General features: G+C 65.0%; 15 protein-coding genes and 1 riboswitch. Of the genes, 13 read left to right on the plus strand and 2 right to left on the minus strand.

Features of this window, described 5'->3' with window-relative positions; genetic code table 11:
- Positions 1-101: 101 nt before the first annotated feature.
- Together AC1MCA_RS04480 and glyA are read right to left on the minus strand one after the other, a co-directional pair.
- Positions 102-995: a bifunctional methylenetetrahydrofolate dehydrogenase/methenyltetrahydrofolate cyclohydrolase gene (locus tag AC1MCA_RS04480; protein WP_108598792.1), complete on the minus strand. Its 894-nt coding sequence runs from the start codon at positions 993-995 to the stop codon at positions 102-104.
- 8 nt (positions 996-1,003) lie between these two features.
- Complete coding sequence (gene glyA / locus AC1MCA_RS04485) at positions 1,004-2,302, minus strand: serine hydroxymethyltransferase (protein WP_479801492.1); 1,299 nt, start codon at positions 2,300-2,302, stop codon at positions 1,004-1,006.
- Positions 2,303-2,453: 151 nt separating this feature from the next.
- A riboswitch (ZMP/ZTP riboswitch) is annotated at positions 2,454-2,539 on the minus strand.
- A gap of 42 nt (positions 2,540-2,581) precedes the next feature.
- Here glyA and purU point away from each other — a divergent pair.
- The 13 genes from purU to AC1MCA_RS04550 all read left to right on the plus strand — a co-directional run bounded on the left by purU (position 2,582) and on the right by AC1MCA_RS04550 (position 17,900).
- Positions 2,582-3,442: a formyltetrahydrofolate deformylase gene (purU, locus tag AC1MCA_RS04490; protein WP_108598783.1), complete on the plus strand. Its 861-nt coding sequence runs from the start codon at positions 2,582-2,584 to the stop codon at positions 3,440-3,442.
- Positions 3,443-3,497: 55 nt separating this feature from the next.
- Complete coding sequence (locus AC1MCA_RS04495; protein ID WP_479801493.1) at positions 3,498-4,016, plus strand: gamma carbonic anhydrase family protein; 519 nt, start codon at positions 3,498-3,500, stop codon at positions 4,014-4,016.
- A gap of 93 nt (positions 4,017-4,109) precedes the next feature.
- Positions 4,110-5,300, plus strand: coding sequence for an ROK family transcriptional regulator (locus tag AC1MCA_RS04500; protein WP_479801494.1), 1,191 nt, complete (start codon positions 4,110-4,112; stop codon positions 5,298-5,300).
- Positions 5,301-5,431: 131 nt separating this feature from the next.
- Positions 5,432-6,988 (plus strand): multiple monosaccharide ABC transporter ATP-binding protein, encoded by a 1,557-nt coding sequence (mmsA, locus tag AC1MCA_RS04505; protein WP_479801495.1) that lies wholly within the window; start codon positions 5,432-5,434, stop codon positions 6,986-6,988.
- A gap of 45 nt (positions 6,989-7,033) precedes the next feature.
- Positions 7,034-8,317: a multiple monosaccharide ABC transporter permease gene (mmsB, locus tag AC1MCA_RS04510; RefSeq protein WP_108598787.1), complete on the plus strand. Its 1,284-nt coding sequence runs from the start codon at positions 7,034-7,036 to the stop codon at positions 8,315-8,317.
- A gap of 49 nt (positions 8,318-8,366) precedes the next feature.
- On the plus strand, positions 8,367-9,464 hold the full coding sequence (locus tag AC1MCA_RS04515; RefSeq protein WP_479801496.1) for a substrate-binding domain-containing protein: 1,098 nt from the start codon (positions 8,367-8,369) through the stop codon (positions 9,462-9,464).
- A 282-nt stretch (positions 9,465-9,746) separates the two neighbouring features.
- On the plus strand, positions 9,747-11,207 hold the full coding sequence (locus tag AC1MCA_RS04520; protein ID WP_479801497.1) for an ABC transporter permease: 1,461 nt from the start codon (positions 9,747-9,749) through the stop codon (positions 11,205-11,207).
- 2 nt (positions 11,208-11,209) lie between these two features.
- Positions 11,210-11,899 (plus strand): ABC transporter ATP-binding protein, encoded by a 690-nt coding sequence (locus tag AC1MCA_RS04525; protein ID WP_479801498.1) that lies wholly within the window; start codon positions 11,210-11,212, stop codon positions 11,897-11,899.
- A gap of 51 nt (positions 11,900-11,950) precedes the next feature.
- A complete protein-coding gene (locus AC1MCA_RS04530) occupies positions 11,951-13,021 on the plus strand; it encodes a Gfo/Idh/MocA family protein (RefSeq protein ID WP_479801499.1) in 1,071 nt (356 codons plus the stop codon).
- 193 nt (positions 13,022-13,214) lie between these two features.
- Positions 13,215-14,156 carry a hypothetical protein gene (locus AC1MCA_RS04535; protein ID WP_479801500.1) on the plus strand — a complete coding sequence of 314 codons (942 nt, stop codon included), beginning with the start codon at positions 13,215-13,217 and terminating at the stop codon, positions 14,154-14,156.
- An 89-nt stretch (positions 14,157-14,245) separates the two neighbouring features.
- Positions 14,246-15,880, plus strand: a complete 1,635-nt coding sequence (locus AC1MCA_RS04540; RefSeq protein WP_479801501.1) for a hypothetical protein — start codon at positions 14,246-14,248, stop codon at positions 15,878-15,880.
- A 293-nt stretch (positions 15,881-16,173) separates the two neighbouring features.
- Entirely contained in the window at positions 16,174-17,403 is a 1,230-nt protein-coding gene (locus tag AC1MCA_RS04545; protein ID WP_479801502.1) for a serine/threonine-protein kinase, read from the plus strand.
- On the plus strand, positions 17,400-17,900 hold the full coding sequence (locus tag AC1MCA_RS04550; RefSeq protein ID WP_479801503.1) for a hypothetical protein: 501 nt from the start codon (positions 17,400-17,402) through the stop codon (positions 17,898-17,900). Before AC1MCA_RS04545 ends, AC1MCA_RS04550 begins: the two co-directional genes overlap by 4 nt.
- The last annotated feature ends 8 nt before the right edge of the window (positions 17,901-17,908 follow it).

The raw sequence follows: 17,908 nt of genomic DNA on the forward strand, positions 1-17,908 counted from the left end.
TGCAGTCAGGTGTGGCTGTGCATATAACGGCCGACGGCGGCCGGCTCCTTTCGTGAAAAAGGTGCGTGCCGCCGTCGGGCGTTACTGGTTCCCCGTTGGAATCAGGCGGTTCCCGCCTGGCGTTCCGCAGCCTCGACCACGTTGGTCATCAGGAGCGCCACGGTCATGGGACCGACCCCGCCGGGGTTCGGCGAAATCCAGCCCGCTACCTCGGCAGCGGCGGGATCGATATCGCCGTGAACCTTGCTCTTGCCGGTTTCCGAGTCAGTCTCCCGGGTGACGCCGACGTCGAGCAGGGCCGCGCCCGGCTTCACGTCAGCAGCCTTGACGATGTGCTTGGCACCCGCGGCGCCAACAATGACGTCAGCCTGCCGCAGCAGCTCCGAAAGGTTCTCGGTGCCGGTGTGCGTGAGCGTGACGGTGGCGTTCACGGCGCGCCGGGTGAGCAGCAGCCCAATGGTCCGCCCGACCGTCACGCCGCGGCCCACCACCACGACGTGCTTGCCCTTGAGGCTGTAGCCGTTGCGCTCCAGGAGCTCAATGACGCCGCGGGGCGTGCACGGCAGCGGCGTGGTGATCTCGCCGCTGACGTTGAGCACCAGCCGGCCCAGGTTGGTCGGGTGGAGTCCGTCGGCATCCTTGGCGGGGTCGATCCGCTCGAGGATGGCGTCGGTGTCCAGGTGCTTGGGAAGCGGCAGCTGCACGATGTACCCGTGGCAGGCGGGGTCCGCATTGAGTTCGTCAATGAGGGCCTCAACCTGGGCCTGGGTGGCATCCGCCGGAAGCTCACGCTGGATCGAGTTCATCCCGATCTGCACGGACTGCTTGTGTTTCATCGACACATACAGCTGCGACGCGGGATCAGCACCCACCAGGACAGTGGCAATCCCGGGGGTGACGCCGCGGGACTTCAGGGCTGCGACGCGCTCAGCCAGCTCGGATTTGATGGCGGCAGCGGCTGCCTTGCCGTCAAGGATCTTGGCGGTCTGCGCCATGGACGGGTTCACCACTGCTCGTGCTGCGGGTAGAGCGGGAAGTCGGCGGCGAGCTTGTCCACGCGGGACTGCAGCGACTCAACGTCCGCAGCGGAGCCTGCCTTCAGCGCGGTGGCGATGATCTCGGCCACCTCGGTGAACTCCGTGGCGCCGAAGCCGCGGGTTGCCAGTGCGGGGGTGCCGATCCGCAGGCCGGAGGTGACCATCGGCGGGCGGGGGTCGAACGGCACGGCGTTGCGGTTCACGGTGATGCCCACCGAGTGCAGGAGGTCCTCGGCCTGCTGGCCGTCCAGCTGCGAGTTGCGGAGGTCAACGAGTACCAGGTGAACATCGGTGCCGCCGGTGAGGACGGAGACGCCTGCCTCGGCGACGTCGGCCTGGTTGAGGCGGTCGGCGATGATCCTGGCGCCTTCCAAGACACGCTCCTGGCGCTCCTTGAATTCCTCGGTGCCGGCGATCTTGAAGGCCACGGCCTTGGCTGCGATGACGTGCATCAGCGGGCCGCCCTGCTGGCCCGGGAACACATTGGAGTTGATCTTCTTGGCCCACTCCTGCTTCGCCAGGATCACGCCGGAGCGCGGGCCGGCGAGGGTCTTGTGCACCGTGGAGGTAACGACGTCGGAGTACGGCACCGGGCTCGGGTGCAGTCCTGCGGCAACCAGTCCGGCGAAGTGCGCCATGTCGGTCCAGAGCAGGGCGCCCACTTCATCGGCGATGGAACGGAAGGCTGCGAAGTCCAGGTGGCGGGGGTAGGCGGACCAGCCGGCGATGATGACCTGGGGCTTTTCGGCGATGGCCTGCTCGCGCAGTTTGTCCATGTCCACGCGGAAGTTGTCCTGCTCCACCTGGTAGGCGGCGACGTTGTACAGCTTGCCGGAGAAGTTCAGCTTCATGCCGTGGGTCAGGTGGCCGCCGTGGGCCAGCGAGAGGCCAAGGATCTTGTCACCGGGGGTGATCATCGCGGAGAGGGCGGCGGCGTTGGCCTGTGCACCGGAGTGCGGCTGGACGTTCGCGTACTCGGCGCCGAACAGTGCCTTGACGCGGTCGATGGCCAGCTGCTCGGCGATGTCCACATATTCGCAGCCACCGTAGTAGCGGCGGCCCGGGTAGCCCTCGGCGTACTTGTTGGTCAGGACCGAGCCCTGGGCTTCCATCACGGCGCGCGGGGCGAAGTTTTCGGAGGCAATCATTTCCAGGGTGCCGCGCTGGCGGCCAAGTTCCTGGGCGAGGACTGCGGCAATTTCAGGATCGAGCTCGGCCAGCGGCTGATTGCTGACTTCGGCTGTTGTGGTGGCGGTAGTGGTCACGAAAAACTCCTGGCTAGGGATACGGGCACTGCAAGGTCAGGCTACCGGCTGGCGCTGCACACTGTCCCCAGATGACCAGATGGCGGGCACAGACGCGCACAAGAGAGTGCCGCTCCCCGTCAGGGTTGCAGCACTTTTCCGGCAAAACATGACCCTCGGCCCAGGCGTACGATCCGTGGTCTTCGTGATTGCCGCTCCCTGGTGGTTAGCCACCCAACGCCAGTTGCGACGCCACCACAGTACCAAACCCCTGCACCCCGCGCGGGTACGCTGTTACGCGTGACTGATGAGCAGCTGAACCAAGCGTATGTAGTAACCCTGTCGTGCCCGGACCGTCCCGGGATTGTCCATGCCGTAGCCGGCGCCTTGCTGGTGGCCGGCGGCAACATCCTGGATTCCCAGCAATACGGCAGCCCGGCCACCGGGAACTTCTTTATGCGCGTGGAGGTTACGACGACGGCGGCCCGGTCGGAGCTCAGCGCGGCACTGGAACCGGTGGCGGAGGCATTCGGCATGCAGTGGAGCCTGAACGCCGTTGGCCGGAAGGTCCGCACGCTCCTGATGGCCAGTACGTCGGCCCACTGCCTGAACGACATCCTGTTCCAGCAGCGTTCCGGGACGTTGCCCATCGAGATCCCGGCAATTGTCTCCAACCACCAGGACCTGGCCGGGCTTGCTGAGTTCTACGGCATCCCGTTCCATCACATTCCCGTCACTCCGGACAACAAGTCCCAGGCGGAAGACAAGCTGCGCGCCATCATGGCTGAGAACGACATCGAACTCACGGTGCTCGCACGCTACATGCAGATCATCTCAGATGAGCTGTGCGCGGAACTCACCGGCAAGGCCATCAACATCCACCACTCGTTCCTCCCCTCTTTCAAGGGTGCCAGGCCGTACCACCAGGCCCATGCCCGCGGCGTGAAGCTGATCGGCGCAACAGCCCACTATGTGACTGCAGCCCTGGACGAGGGACCCATCATTGAGCAGGAAGTCATCCGGGTGGACCACGCCCGCACCCCGGAACAGTTCGTCCAGATGGGACGGGACGTGGAGGGCCGCACCCTCACCCAGGCGGTCCAATGGCATGCCGAGCACCGGGTCCTGCTGGACGGCAACCGGACCGTGGTCTTTAACTGACTGTCTGGCCGCCTTCCCACCTTGTCCGGTCAGGATGCTGTTCTAGGCTGGGCTTATGGCTCCTCTTCACAGTTTCGCCGGCAACACTCCGGCCGTCCACGCATCCGCCTTTGTCGCCCCCACGGCATCAATCATCGGCAGGGCTACGCTCGCCGAGGACTCCAGCGCCTTTTACGGCGTCTCAGTGCGTGCGGACACGGCAGCAATCAGCGTGGGTGCCGGCAGCAATTTGCAGGACAACGTAGTGCTGCACGCGGACCCGGGCTTCCCCTGCAGCGTGGGAGCCGGGGTCAGCGTGGGGCATGCCGCCGTCGTCCATGGTTGCACTGTGGAGGATGACTGCCTGATCGGCATGGGCGCCACGGTGCTCAACGGTGCGGTGATCGGCAGCGGGTCGCTGGTTGCAGCCGGCGCCGTGGTCCTGGAAGGAACGGTTGTGCCGCCCCGCTCGCTGGTGGCCGGCGTCCCGGCGAAGGTCCGGCGGGAACTCACCGATGAAGAATTCGACGGAGTGAAGCAGAACGCTGCGCGGTATGTGGAACTGGCCCGCGCGCACCGGGAACTGCACAGCTAGTCCGGAGTTTCACCCGGCTCGATCACGGTGGCGCGGACCTGCGCTGCGTTAACTTCTTGACTACAACAGTCAAAGTAGGGCAATCTTCTTTTCATGTCCGCCACATCGCGCTCAGCGAGGAGCAAGCCGAAAAATCCGGGGTCCCAGTCCGCCCTCAGGCAACTGAACCAGCAGCGGATCATCGAGACCCTGATGAGCGGCCCCTCCACGCAGGCCGAACTTGCACGCCAGACAGGCCTCTCCACCGCCACGGTTTCGAACATCGTCAAAGTCATGCAGGATTCCGGCCTGGCATCCACCGAGCCGATCACCAGCTCGGGCCGCCGGGCCCTCAATGTACGGCTCAACAGCAACGGCGCGGTGGCCGTGGGAATCGACTTCGGCCGGCGGCATCTGCGGGTGGTCCTGGCCTCCCTGAGCTACCACGTGATCGCCGAGGAATCCGTGATGCTCCCGCTGGGGCATCAGTCCGAGGAGGGCATCCGGGCCGCGGTGGTGCTGCTGGATAAACTGCTGCGCGAAAACGCCGTGGAACGGACCGCCGTGGTAGGTGCCGGCGTCGGAATTCCCGGTCCCATCGACCGCAGGACAGGGACCGTCGCGCAGGGGGCAATCCTCCCCGAGTGGGTGGGCATCAACATCCTCCAGCATCTGGAGGACACACTCAAAATGCCCGTCTTTGTTGATAATGACGCCAATCTGGGTGCCTGGTCCGAGGTTACGTGGGGGCCCCACACCGGCGTGACCAACCTGATGTTCCTCAAGATCGGTTCGGGTATCGGTGCGGGCCTGATCCTGAACGGCGCGCCCTACTACGGCCATGTCGGAATCACCGGCGAAATCGGCCACGCCACCATCCATGAGCAGGGGCTGGTGTGCCGCTGCGGCAACCGCGGCTGCCTTGAGACCATCGCCTCAACCACCACCATGATCGAACTGCTCAGCCGCGGTGAGGACCGGCCGCTCACGCCCGCCGACATCGTGGCCAAGGCCCTCGCCCGGGACTCGGCGACACTGCGCGTAGTGGACGACGCAGGCCTGGCGGTGGGCCGCGCCCTGGGGAACGTGGCCAACCTGATCAACCCTGAGGTCATTGTGGTGGGCGGACCCCTTGCAGGCCTGGGAAACCTGCTCCTGGACCCCATCCGGCGGGGGCTGATCCGGCATGCCGTGCCGGTGATCGGCGAGACCACCACCCTGACCATGTCCTCGCTGGGGGACCGTGCGGAAGCCCTGGGCGCAGCTGCCCTGGTCTTCCAACACGCCGGGATCCGGCGCACGTAGTCCAAGTTGTTATCCGGCAATTGCGTTCAAGACTTGACGACAACCGGTGTGATCAAGTTTACTTTTTCATCAGACGCCCCCGCACTTTGCTGGGCGGACAAAGAAGTCATGCATTGGAGGCGTAAGGGCAAATGACGTCCCACACCACGCACACCGACCCGGTCATCCTGGAGATGCGCTCCATCACCAAGGAGTTTCCCGGCGTCAAGGCACTCTCGGAAGTCAGCCTCCGCGTCAAGGCCGGCGAAATCCACGCCATCTGCGGCGAAAACGGCGCGGGCAAGTCCACGCTGATGAAGGTGCTTTCCGGCGTATACCCCTACGGCAGCTACGACGGCGACATCGTCTACCAGGGGCAGATCCAGCAGTTCCGCGACATCCGCGCCAGCGAACATGCCGGAATCGTGATCATCCACCAGGAGCTGGCACTGATCCCGGAGCTCTCCATCATGGAGAACATCTTCCTGGGCAATGAACCCACCAAACGCGGCGTGATTGACTGGGCGGAAGCCCGGATGCGCTCCACCGAACTGCTGGCCAGGGTAGGCCTGAGGGAGGACCCGGACACCCCCATCAAGGAAATCGGCGTCGGTAAGCAGCAGCTGGTGGAGATCGCCAAGGCGCTGAACAAGTCCGTCAAGATCCTGATTCTGGATGAGCCCACCGCGGCCTTGAACGAATCAGATTCACAGCACCTGCTGGATCTGATCCTCGGCCTCAAGGGCAAGGGCATCACCTCGATCATCATTTCCCACAAGCTGAACGAGATCGAGCAGATCGCAGACTCCATCACCATCATCCGCGACGGCAAGTCCATTGAAACTCTGGACGTGAAAGCCGACGGCGTTGACGAGGACCGGATCATTAAGGGCATGGTGGGGCGCACCCTGGAATCCCGCTTCCCGGACCACACGCCCAAAATCGGCGAAGTGTTCTTCGAGGTCAAGGACTGGACTGTTGGCCATCCGGCCATCCAGGACAGGATGGTCTGCAAGGGTTCGAACTTCTACGTCCGCCGCGGCGAAATCGTTGGCTTTGCCGGCCTCATGGGCGCTGGACGGACCGAACTGGCCCGCTCCGTCTTCGGACGGTCCTACGGCCGGTTCATCAACGGCCACATCTACAAGGACGGCAAGGAGATCACCCTGAAGTCCGTCCGCCACGCGATCGACGCCGGATTGGGGTACGTCACCGAGGACCGCAAGTCCCTGGGCCTGAACCTGCTCGATGACATCAAGACCACCACCGTGTCCGCGAACCTGAAGAAGATCAGCCACAACAGCGTGGTGGATACCAACGAGGAATTCAAGGTTGCCGAACAATACCGGAAGTCACTGCGGACCAAGACACCGTCAGTCGAGGAAGGCGTGGCCAAGCTCTCGGGCGGAAACCAGCAGAAAGTGGTCCTGGCCAAGTGGATGTTCACGGACCCGGACCTGCTGATCCTGGACGAGCCCACCCGCGGGATCGACGTCGGGGCAAAGTACGAGATCTACGGCATCATCCAGCAGCTCGCCAACCAAGGAAAAGGCGTCATTGTGATCTCCTCGGAACTGCCGGAACTGCTGGGCCTCTCGGACCGGATCTACACCATCTTCGAAGGCGCCATCACCGGTGTCCTGGACAAAGAGGAAGCGAGCCAGGAAAGCCTGATGAAACTCATGACTTCTTCCCGCAAAGCCGCCTGACCCTCTGGATTCCTCCAGATCCTTCCAGAAACAAGGACTGAAACAATGAACGCGCTCAAGAAGCTCTTCGGCGGCAATACCCGCCAATTCGGGATGATCTTCGCCCTGGTTGCGCTGATCGTCTTCTTCCAGATCACCACAGAGGGCCGTACGCTCACCCCGGGCAACGTGATCAACCTCTTCAACGGCAACTCCTACATCCTGATCCTGGCCATCGGCATGGTGCTGGTGATCATCGCCGGCCACATCGACCTCTCCGTGGGCTCCGTCGCCGCGTTTGTCGGCGTCACTGTCGCCCTGGCCATCAGGGACTGGGGCATCCCCTGGTATGCAGGCGTGCTGCTCGGGCTGCTCCTCGGTGCTCTGATCGGAGCGTGGCAAGGGCTCTGGACAGCCTATGTGGGCATCCCCGCCTTCATCGTCACCCTGGCAGGTATGCTCCTGTTCCGTGGATTCAACCAGTTTGTCGGTAAATCCAACACCATCCCCGTGCCCAGCGACTTCCAGTACCTCGGTTCCGGCTACCTTCCCGAGGTGGGGCCGAACCTCGGCTACAACAACCTGACACTGCTGATCGGCCTGGCGGCCGTCGCCTTTGTGATCTTCTCCGAAATCCGCCGCCGCCGGACGGCCATCGCCCTGGGCGCTGAAGTTCCGGAAACCTGGGTTGTTATCCTCAAGCTCGTCCTGATCTGCGGCGCCATCCTGTATGCGACGTACCTGTTCGCAACCGGCAGGCCCGGCACATCCTTCCCCATCCCCGGCCTGATCCTGGCGGTCCTGGTCCTGATCTACGGTTTCATTTCCTCCAAGACCGTCGTTGGCCGCCACATCTACGCAGTGGGTGGCAACCGCCACGCGGCAGAACTGTCCGGCGTCCAGTCCAAGAAGGTCAACTTCCTGGTCATGATGAACATGTCCATCCTGGCCGGCCTGGCAGGCATGATCTTCGTGGGCCGTTCCACGGCTTCGGGACCGTTCGACGGCGTGGGCTGGGAACTGGATGCCATCGCGGCAGTCTTCATCGGCGGCGCCGCGGTGACCGGCGGTGTGGGCACCGTCATCGGGTCCATCATCGGTGGCCTGGTGATGGCCGTCCTGAACAACGGCCTCCAGCTCCTGGGCGTCGGCGCCGACCTCACCCAGATCATCAAGGGCCTGGTCCTGCTGATCGCTGTCGCGTTTGACGTCTACAACAAGACACAGGGCAAGACCTCGATCATCGGCCTGCTGACCCGCAACTTCAACCGACCCTCCGGCGGGCCAAGCAACCCCAACCAGCCTGACGAAGTCACCTCCACCAAGGAAACAATCGCCCGGGAAGCATGAACGCAGAGACCCTCCGATTCACAAACCCCCAGAGAAAGAGAACCCAACAATGCGAATGATTGGTAAAGCAGGAAAGGCTGCAGCTGTTGCTGCCATCGCGGCGCTGGCGCTGACAGCCTGCGGCCGCACCGAGCCCGGCACCACCGGCGGCGGCACCGGAGCTGCAGGCTTCGAACAAAGCTCCTCGATCGGCGTCGCACTCCCCCAGAAGACCAGTGAGAACTGGGTCCTGGCGGAGAAGCTGTTCAACGACGGGCTCTCCAGCGCCGGCTTCAAGCCGGATGTGCAGTTCGCCAACGGCGGCGTCTCCGAACAGCAGAACCAGATCAGCGCCATGATCACCAAGGGCGCCAAGGTCATCATCGTCGGTGCCATCGACGGCGCCCAGCTGGGTACCCAGCTGAAGCAGGCCAAGGACTCCGGCGCCACGATCATCGCGTACGACCGCCTGTTGCTGAACACCGAGAACGTGGACTACTACGTGGCCTACGACAACTTCAAGGTCGGTGAACTTCAGGGCCAGGCCCTGCTGGACGGCATGAAGGCCAAGAAGCCGGCCGGACCGTACAACATCGAACTCTTCGCAGGCTCCCCGGATGATGCCAACGCCAAGGTCTTTTTCGACGGCGCCATGAGCGTCCTGAAGCCGAAGATCGATGACGGAACCCTCAAGGTTGCCTCAGGCCAGACCAGTTTCGAACAGGCCGTCACCCAGGGCTGGAAAGCTGAAAACGCCCAGCGCCGCGCTGACACGCTGCTTACCGGCAGCTACGGCACCGCTTCGCTTGACGGCGTTCTGTCCCCGAACGACACCCTGGCCCGCGCTGTCCTGACGTCAGTCAAGGCTGCCGGCAAGCCGCTCCCGGTCATCACCGGCCAGGACTCCGAAGTTGAGTCTGTGAAGTCCATCCTTGCGGGTGAGCAGTACTCCACCATTAACAAGGACACCCGCAAGCTCGTTGAGCACGCGATCGTCATGGTCAAGGACCTGCAGGCAGGCAAGACGCCTGAGATCAATGACGACAAGTCCTACAACAACACGGTGAAGACCGTTCCGGCGTACCTGCTGGAACCGGTCATCGTCACGGCAGCCAACGTGAAGACGGCCTACGTGGACGATCCGGCACTGGGCCCGATCACCAAGTAACACCCGCCTCACCAGAATGCCCCGGCTCCGCACTCGAGCCGGGGCATTCTGCCGTTTCCAACGCTCTTGCACTCCCCGCAACCAATTCCCGAACGCTCTTGCACTTCCCGCAACAAATTCCCGAACGCTCTTGCACTCCCTGCAACAAATTTCCGAACGCTCTTGCACTCCAGGACCGGTTTCACAGGCCAATCACAGCTTCAGCCGCTTTCCCGCACAGCGAGTGCCACGAGGGTAGGAGCAGACGCCGGCCAGATGCCGGCCCCGGATCCTAGGAGTACAGTGAGCGTCCTTGCCCGAAGTGTTGGCAATGCCTTCAGAAACAAAGTGCGAACGGCAGCGGTGGTGGCAGTCCTTGCCGTCGCGATCGGCCTCGCCCTCGCCATGCTGGTGGCCAACCAGGCCGTTGGGGCCAAAGTCCAGGAGCTGAATTCCTCTGTGGGCACCGTCCTGACCGTCAACCCGGCCGGAGGCCAGGGATTTGAAGGCGGCGGCGAACCGCTGACAACCGGGCAGGCGGCCACCGCAGCCGCAGTTCCCAACGTCAGCTCCGTCGTCGGGACCACCTCCCTCAGGCTGCGGAACGCCGTCGAGGCGGCAGCACAGACTGCGGCCGGCACCCAGGGAGGTCCCGCCGGCGCTCAGGGCGGCCCCGGCGGCGCGTCCGCCGCAACGCTGACCACCAGCCTCACTGCAGCCGTGGACGCCGGCACGCTGGGCGGCCGGAACCAGGCCGCCAACGGCACCACTGGCACCACCACACAGCCCGCACGCTCGCTCCCGATCACCGCAACCGGAATAGGAGCCGAGGTGGATTCCACGGGCAAGGCCCTGGCCATCACCGACGGCACCGGCCTGGGCGACTACGCGGCAGCCTCCACCGGCGCCCTGCTGGGAACCACATTGGCCGAGAAGAACGGGCTGTCCGTCGGGTCCACCTTCACCGTCAACGACCAGACCTACACTGTGTCCGGCCTGTTCGATTCGGGCACCACGTTCGGCAACAACGCCCTGTACGTGACGCTGCCGACGGCGCAGACGCTCGCCGGGCTGCCGGACGAGCTGTCCACCATGATCGTCACTGTAGACAGCATGGAGAACGTCCAGTCAGCCAAGGCCGCGCTGGAAACAGCCCTCGGCACCGACAAAGCGGACGTCACCCAGGGCCAGAACCTGGAGAGCGCCGTCAGCTCGCTCGGCAGCGTCAAGAACATCTCCTTCATCGCTTTCGTGGCGGCCCTGGGCACCGCCGGACTCATCATTCTCCTGATCATGGTGATGCTGGTCCGCGAACGCCGCCGCGAAATCGGTGTGCTGAAGGCCATCGGCGCCCCCAACCGCACCATCGGACTGCAGTTCGTTCTTGAAGCGCTGGTCCTGGTGGCCATGGGCAGCGCGGTAGGCGCGGCCATTGCCTCCTTCGCCAGCGGGGGCATCGCCTCGGCGCTGATCAGCACCAACACCACCACGACGACGACGGCGGCCACCACCGGGCGCGGGGCTGCCATGGCCGGCGCGGCCGGCGGCGCCGGAATGCCGGGCGGCGGGGCAGGGTTCCCGGGTGGAACCGGCGGCCCCCTTGGCGGCGCCTCCCAGCTGCTGACCTCCGTCACAGCAAGCGCCTCCCCCGGCGTCATCGCCGCCGGAATCGCCGCGGTATTTGGCGTGGCCATCATCGGAGCGCTCATCCCCGCGCTGCTTACAGCCCGCATCCGTCCCATCGAAGTTCTGCGAGGAGAATAGCCATGATTGAAGTCAAGAACCTGGTACGCACGTTCAACTCCGGTGACCGCACCATCAAACCCGTCAACGATGTCAGCTTCATCCTCGAGCAGGGCACGCTGGCCTCCATTGTGGGCAAAAGCGGCAGCGGCAAGAGCACCCTGCTGTCACTCCTGGGTGCGCTGGACAAACCCACCAGCGGAGACGTCGTCGTCAACGGCGTCAGCCTGGCCGGCATGCCGGACGGCAAGCTGACCGAGTACCGGCGCCGGGACATCGGGTTCGTATTCCAGCAGTTCAACCTGATCCCCAACCTGTCCGCCGTGGACAACGTGATGCTTCCGATGGAGTTTGCCGGCATCCGCAAGGCGCAGCGGCTGGAGCGGGCAAGGGACCTGCTGGCCCAGGTGCAACTGGACCCCGACAAGCAGGTCCGGCGCATTAACCGGCTCTCCGGCGGCGAGCAGCAGCGGGTGGCCATCGCACGGGCACTGGCCAATGAACCCAAGCTGATCCTGGCCGACGAGCCCACGGGAAACCTGGACGAGCAGACCGGAGACCACATCATCGAGCTCCTAAGCGCGCTCAGCCGTGACCACAACACCACCATCCTGGTGGTCACCCACGACAGGGCGCTTGCCAACAAGACTGACCGCCGGTTCCGGCTCCAGCAAGGCAAACTCACGGAGGAACCTGCCCGGGCCATGGCCTGAGATCCCTGCTGATCCGACGTCGGCAGTGGTCTGAATGAGAGGATGGGCACCATGAGCGCGCTAATTCCCACGCCGTGGTTGTCCAGCCAGTCCGATCAGGACCCGCAGTCCGCCACCGGAAGGACCCTTCGCTGGGGTGTCATCGCCACCGGCGGGATTGCCCGGTCGGTGTCGCAGGACCTGGCGCTGCTCACAGACGCCGAGCTCTATGCCGTCAGCTCGCGGGGCCGGGACACGGCGGAGAGTTTCGCCGCCGCCTATGGTTTCGGCAGGTCCTACTGGGACGACGACGGCGTCCACGGCTACCAGCGGCTGCTCGCCGATGAAGCCGTGGACGTGGTCTACGTCGCCACTCCGCACGCGCAGCACCACCAGATCGTGCTTGCCGCGCTCAACGCCGGCAAGCACGTCCTGTGCGAAAAGGCGTTCACCATCAATGCCAGGGAAGCCAGCGAGCTCGTGGCGGTAGCACGTGAACGGAAGCTCTTCCTGATGGAGGCCGTGTGGAGCCGGTTCCTGCCGTCGATGCAGCGGGCCTTCGAGATTGCGGCCTCCGGTGAACTGGGAGATGTGCACTGGGTGACCGCCGATCTGGGTTTTCCCGCCCCCTACTCCCCCACCTCCAGGCTGTGGGCCCGGCAGGACGGCGGCGGAGCCCTCCTTGACATCACGGTGTACCCGCTGCTGTGGGCCGTGGGGACGTTGGGATTCCCCCAGACCGTCAGTGCCACCGGTTTCATCAACGACGACGGCGTGGACGCCCAGAATGCGCTAACGCTCGGCTACAACCACGGCGCCCAGGCCCAGCTGACCTCCTCCCTCCTCGCGCACGGGCCACGCACAGCTACCGTGGCAGGAAGCCTGGGGTACCTCCAGAGTCTGGGTTCCATCAACAACCCGCGGGAACTTGTGGTGGGGATCGGCCTCGGCGAGCTGCGCACGGAGCCGTTCGACGTCGTCGGCCGTGGCTACACCTACGAACTCCGCGAGGTGACGCGCTGTATCCAGCAGGGCCTCACCGAGAGCCCTGTCATGCCCCTGGAGGATTCGATCAAGACCATGCGGCTCTTCGACGGGGTCCGCGGCCAGCTGGGCGTCAGCTACCCGAATGATGCGCACTAAGGTCACGCCCTAGCCTGGAAGCGTCGGTGACTTAAGCGGTAAACCGGATTGTCGTGCCGATGATGATTATCGACGCCCCGATAAACTATTTAGTAAGTTTGCTGGTTAAATTCCCTTTTTCCCTAGACGCGTTGCACAGGAAAGTCATACGCTGTAGAAATCGTCCGTTTCAACGGCACTGGGGGTGGTACGCATGGCTAAAGCTCGTTCGCCATGGCGTGCGCTCCGGCCCTTCGCCCTTGCAGGCGCGGCAACGGTTGCCTGGCTGACGCTTTCTTCCACTGCCGCGATGGCAGACTCGTCCACCGAGTCCGGCTCGCTTCTGGGCGGGCTGACATCCTCCGTTTCGTCACTCCCGGCTCCCCTGACGGGCGCGGTTGCGCCGCTCCAGGACGCCGTTTCTCCCGCAACCCAGCCATCCGGTTCCGCCGGGCTCCTGGAGCCCCTGGTGGGAACTGTGGCAGGTGCAGCCGATCAGCTCGCAGCCACTGTGCCCGTTGTGAATCAGGCTGTTCCGGCAGACACCGTCTCGGCCCTGGCCGTCCCCGTGGCCGCAGGAGCCGACTCCGCTACGGCAGCCCTCGTTGAGACTGTCACCCCTCCGCTCGCTGCGGCCCTGCCGGTTCTTGAGCCTGTGCTGCGGCCCGTGGTGGAGCTGACCGGTGGCACTGTGCCGCCGCTGCCGGTTGCCCTGCCTGGCGCGTTGGACGGACTGCCTGCAGGGGACATTGCCGGTTCCGGCAGGATCTCGACAGTCGCCGAGACCGCATTGGCCCCTGCCGCAGGTGAAGTTGTCCCTGCACATGATCCAGGCACCGCCTCATACAATTCGTTCGTCCCACAGGGCGGCCTTGCGGCGACAGGGTCTGGTCCGTCGATGACCAGCGCTGCCATCCGTTCAGCGGGCCCGGTAAGTTCGCTGACGCGCGATCCTTCAACGCCTCCGGCCCCGGCCCCTGCAGGTCCTGCCTCGGGCGCTGGGAGCGGAGCTTCGCCGTCTGGCCCCACAAGCGCGGCCGCCTGGCTGGACGAGTACAGCCTCGACGTTCTGCTGCCGGGAAACGCCCCGATCAGCGCCTCACCTCAGCATTCCCCTTCACCGGTGTCGTTCGACCCCGGTTCCTCTCCTGATTAGTTGAGCCCTGCTGCCCTTTTTGATGGGCAGAAAGCGGCCTTGAGGCGCTGTTTCGGCGCCCCCAAATCAACTTTTCAGGAGAAAAAACCATGGATTGCAACCTTCGCAGGGGGCTGCTCAGCACCCTCTTTGCCGGCGGGCTACTTGCCTTCGGCGCCACCGCAGCAAGCGCCGCGGACAGCACCGCCGGACCGGACCTTTCCGCCACCGCCCTGGTCTCGGCGGCGGCATCTTCAGACACGACGTCGTTGGGCCTGCTGGGTGACCCAACGCCGTCGGCACTGGCGGATGTCGTCGCTGTCGCAGACGTCAACCTTGGACTTGGAGACGGCGTCCTCGGCAGCACAGACGGCAGCGGAACCACCGCCGACGTCGCAGCCGCCGCAGACGTCAACCTTGGACTCGGCGACGGCGTCCTCGGCAGCACAGACGGCAGCGGAACCACCGCCGACGTCGCAGCCGCCGCAGATGTCAACCTTGGACTTGGAGACGGCGTCCTCGGCAGCACCGACGCGGGCAACACCACCGCCGACGTCGCAGCCGCCGCAGACGTCAACCTTGGACTTGGAGACGGCGTCCTCGGCAGAACAGACGGCAGCGGAACCACCGCCGACGTCGCAGCCGCCGCAGACGTCAACCTTGGACTCGGCGACGGCGTCCTCGGCAGCACAGACGGCAGCGGAACCACCGCCGACGTCGCAGCCGCCGCAGACATCAACCTCGGACTCGGCGACAGCCTCCTCACCGGCACAGACGGCAGCGGAACCACCGCAGACGTCGCAGCCGCCGCAGCCATCAACCTCGGACTCGGCGACAGCCTCCTCACCGGCACCGACGCGGGCAACACCACCGCCGACGTCGCAGCCGCCGCAGACATCAACCTCGGACTCGGCGACAGCCTCCTCGGCAGCACAGACGCCAGCGGAACCACCGCCGACGTCGCAGCCGCCGCAGACGTCAACCTTGGACTTGGAGACGGCGTCCTCGGCAGCACAGACGCCAGCGGAACCACCGCCGACGTCGCAGCCGCCGCAGACATCAACCTCGGACTCGGCGACAGCGTCCTCGGCAGCACAGACGGCAGCGGAACCACCGCCGACGTCGCAGCCGCCGCAGACATCAACCTCGGACTCGGCGACAGCGTCCTCGGCAGCACAGACGGCAGCACCACGGCCGATGTCGTCGCAGCCGTCGACCTGGGTTTGGGCGTGGGCACGAATGGTACCAACCCCGGTACGGGCGTAGGCGACGGCCTGGAAGCCGTCGTTGACGTCGACCTTGGCCTGGGCAACACCGGAGTTCTGGATGGTTCAGCGGTTGATCTCGATGCATCGGTAATCATCGGCGGCGGCACTGACGGCGGCACGACTCCCGGTACCGAAACCCCGGGCACCGAAACGCCCGGCGACACCACGGACCCGGGCACCGGCACCACCGGCACCACGGGCGGCATCGACACTCCGGGTGCAGGCACGGGCACCGGCGGCACCGGAACAACGGGCACCGCAGGAACGACTACAACCGGAATCACCGTTGTCCCTGCCGGCAGCATCACCGGCTCCGTACCGGCGGCTGGAACAACCGGCAGCGCGATGAGCAGCACCACCGGTCAGGGCGGCACAACCACCCTGGCGAAGACCGGCGTCGACATGACGTTTGTCCCCGTCGCCCTTCTCCTCCTGATCGCCGGGCTGCTGATGCTCCGGAAGCGCAAGATTTCCTAACCGAAAAATACCCCGCCGTTCGCCGGCACCAGTGAGCGTTCCTGAAAGGAGGTGCAGTACCGGAGAACTCAACCAACAGCACTCACCTTGTTGCAGATGGTCCGGCTGAGCAGGTCCTGAAGACTTCTCAGCCGGGCCGTCGGCGTGCCCCGGCGGCTTCGACCGGACCACCGGGGCTCCGTTGGCTGGCCGAAATTTGGGTACCTTACCTCCAGCGGGAGGTCAGCAGAGGAACCTACCCGCCCGTATAATTTGGGGTGTAAAAGTGCCGCAGCGCACCGGGAGGAACGGTCATGGTGGCGGAATCGCCCAGCTCCATCAAGAATGAAGTGATAGGCGGACGTTACAGGCTCGGTGAGGTCATCGGTCGCGGCGGGATGTCATCGGTCTATTGTGCGCGGGACGAGAATCTGGGCCGGGATGTGGCGCTGAAGCTCTTCGCTCCCCAGGCACCGGATGCGGGTGAACTTAAGCGCCAGGAAGCAGAGATCCAGCTGCTGGCCACCCTGAACCATCCCAGCCTGGTGACGCTCTTCGACGCCGGCATCGACACCCGGATCCCGGATGAGCCCCGCCCCTTCCTCACCATGGAACTGGTGGAGGGGCAGGACCTCCGGAGCCGCATCAGGCACAGTCCTGTCCCGCTGGACGAACTCGCAGTTATCGGCGCCGGGATCGCTGACGCCCTCGCATACGTCCACAGCCTCGGAGTTATCCACCGCGATATCAAGCCCGCCAACATCCTGCTGGTCCAGATCCGCCCGGGCGAGCCGATCCGGCCAAAACTTACTGACTTTGGCATTGCGCGGATCGTTGACGGAACACGCCTGACTGCCACTGGCACCATGGTGGGGACAGCGGCCTATCTCAGCCCGGAGCAGGCCATGGGCTCGCCGCTCACGCCGGCCACTGACATCTATTCGTTCGGGCTGGTCCTCCTCGAATGCATCAAGCAGACCATCGAATACCCCGGCAGCGCGGTGGAATCGGCCGTCGCCAGGCTGCACCGCGCGCCGGAGATTCCGGAGGATCTCCCCTCGGAGTGGGCGGACCTGATCCGCTCCATGACGGCACTCGAGCCGTTGGAACGTCCGTCAGCAGCAGACGTTGAGACGGTACTGCGTCAGGCCCTTGTCTCGCCGGTGTCCACGCCGGGCGAGCTCACCCCGGAACCCACGCGGGTGCTGCCGGCCATGCCGTTCAGGCCGCCGACCATCACCTCAGAGTTGCCCTCCCCCGGCCTTTCCCTGGCGGACCTGGACGACGAAAACCCCGGCACCGTGGATCGGGTCACCGGTCCCACCGACTCATCAACCGGTGGGGAGACGTGGCTTCAGCGGGTGAAACGCCGCAGGCGGCTCTGGCTGGTGGCAATCCTGATCTTCCTTGCCCTGGGCGCCGGTGCAGCAATACTTACGGCGAGCCTCTCCCCGCAAGTGACCCCCGACGTCGTGCCCTACCCCACGGTCAGCGGCACCTTGGGCGACCACCTCCAGGAACTACAGAAGAGCGTTGAACCGTGACAGTTTTCAGGCCCAACGGCCGGCGTTCCATAGCGCGCGCCCTCATCCAGGGTGCCGCCGCACTGGTGCTGGCGGCGTCCCTCGCCAGTTGCGGTCCGGCAGAAACGGGGTTGCAGCGCGATGCTGCCAGGCAGCTTCAGGAGCGGGTGCTCGGAGTGAGCCAGGCCGCGGCGGCCAATGACCACGCCGCCGCGCTGTCGGCCTTGGACGGCCTGGAATCAGAGCTTTCGACGGCGGCCGATAACGGCCAGGTTTCCGAGGAACGCCGCCGGACCATCATGACCGTTATCACCGCCGTCCGGGCGGATCTCAACGCTGCCGCCGATGCGGCGGCGAAGGCCGCAGCGGACGCAAAAGCCGCAGAGGAAAAAGCCAAGGCGGACGCGGACGCAGCTGCCAAGGCCGCCCAGGAAAGCGCCGCACCGCCGGCCCCGGCCCCCGCCCCTGCGGACAACGCGAAGGGCAACGAGGGTAAAGGCAAGGGCAAAGACGACTGAGCCAGGGA

The organism is Arthrobacter sp. BK1, from assembly GCF_056680055.1.

Coding starts and splice junctions, on each gene's coding strand:
- AC1MCA_RS04480 (WP_108598792.1), bottom strand. CDS start 995: ATGGCGCAGACCGCCAAGATCCTTGACGGCAAGGCAGCCGCTGCCGCC.
- AC1MCA_RS04530 (WP_479801499.1), top strand. CDS start 11,951: ATGAGCGCGCTAATTCCCACGCCGTGGTTGTCCAGCCAGTCCGATCAG.
- AC1MCA_RS04515 (WP_479801496.1), top strand. CDS start 8,367: ATGCGAATGATTGGTAAAGCAGGAAAGGCTGCAGCTGTTGCTGCCATC.
- AC1MCA_RS04535 (WP_479801500.1), top strand. CDS start 13,215: ATGGCTAAAGCTCGTTCGCCATGGCGTGCGCTCCGGCCCTTCGCCCTT.
- AC1MCA_RS04545 (WP_479801502.1), top strand. CDS start 16,174: ATGGTGGCGGAATCGCCCAGCTCCATCAAGAATGAAGTGATAGGCGGA.
- AC1MCA_RS04540 (WP_479801501.1), top strand. CDS start 14,246: ATGGATTGCAACCTTCGCAGGGGGCTGCTCAGCACCCTCTTTGCCGGC.
- AC1MCA_RS04495 (WP_479801493.1), top strand. CDS start 3,498: ATGGCTCCTCTTCACAGTTTCGCCGGCAACACTCCGGCCGTCCACGCA.
- AC1MCA_RS04525 (WP_479801498.1), top strand. CDS start 11,210: ATGATTGAAGTCAAGAACCTGGTACGCACGTTCAACTCCGGTGACCGC.
- AC1MCA_RS04500 (WP_479801494.1), top strand. CDS start 4,110: ATGTCCGCCACATCGCGCTCAGCGAGGAGCAAGCCGAAAAATCCGGGG.
- mmsB (WP_108598787.1), top strand. CDS start 7,034: ATGAACGCGCTCAAGAAGCTCTTCGGCGGCAATACCCGCCAATTCGGG.
- mmsA (WP_479801495.1), top strand. CDS start 5,432: ATGACGTCCCACACCACGCACACCGACCCGGTCATCCTGGAGATGCGC.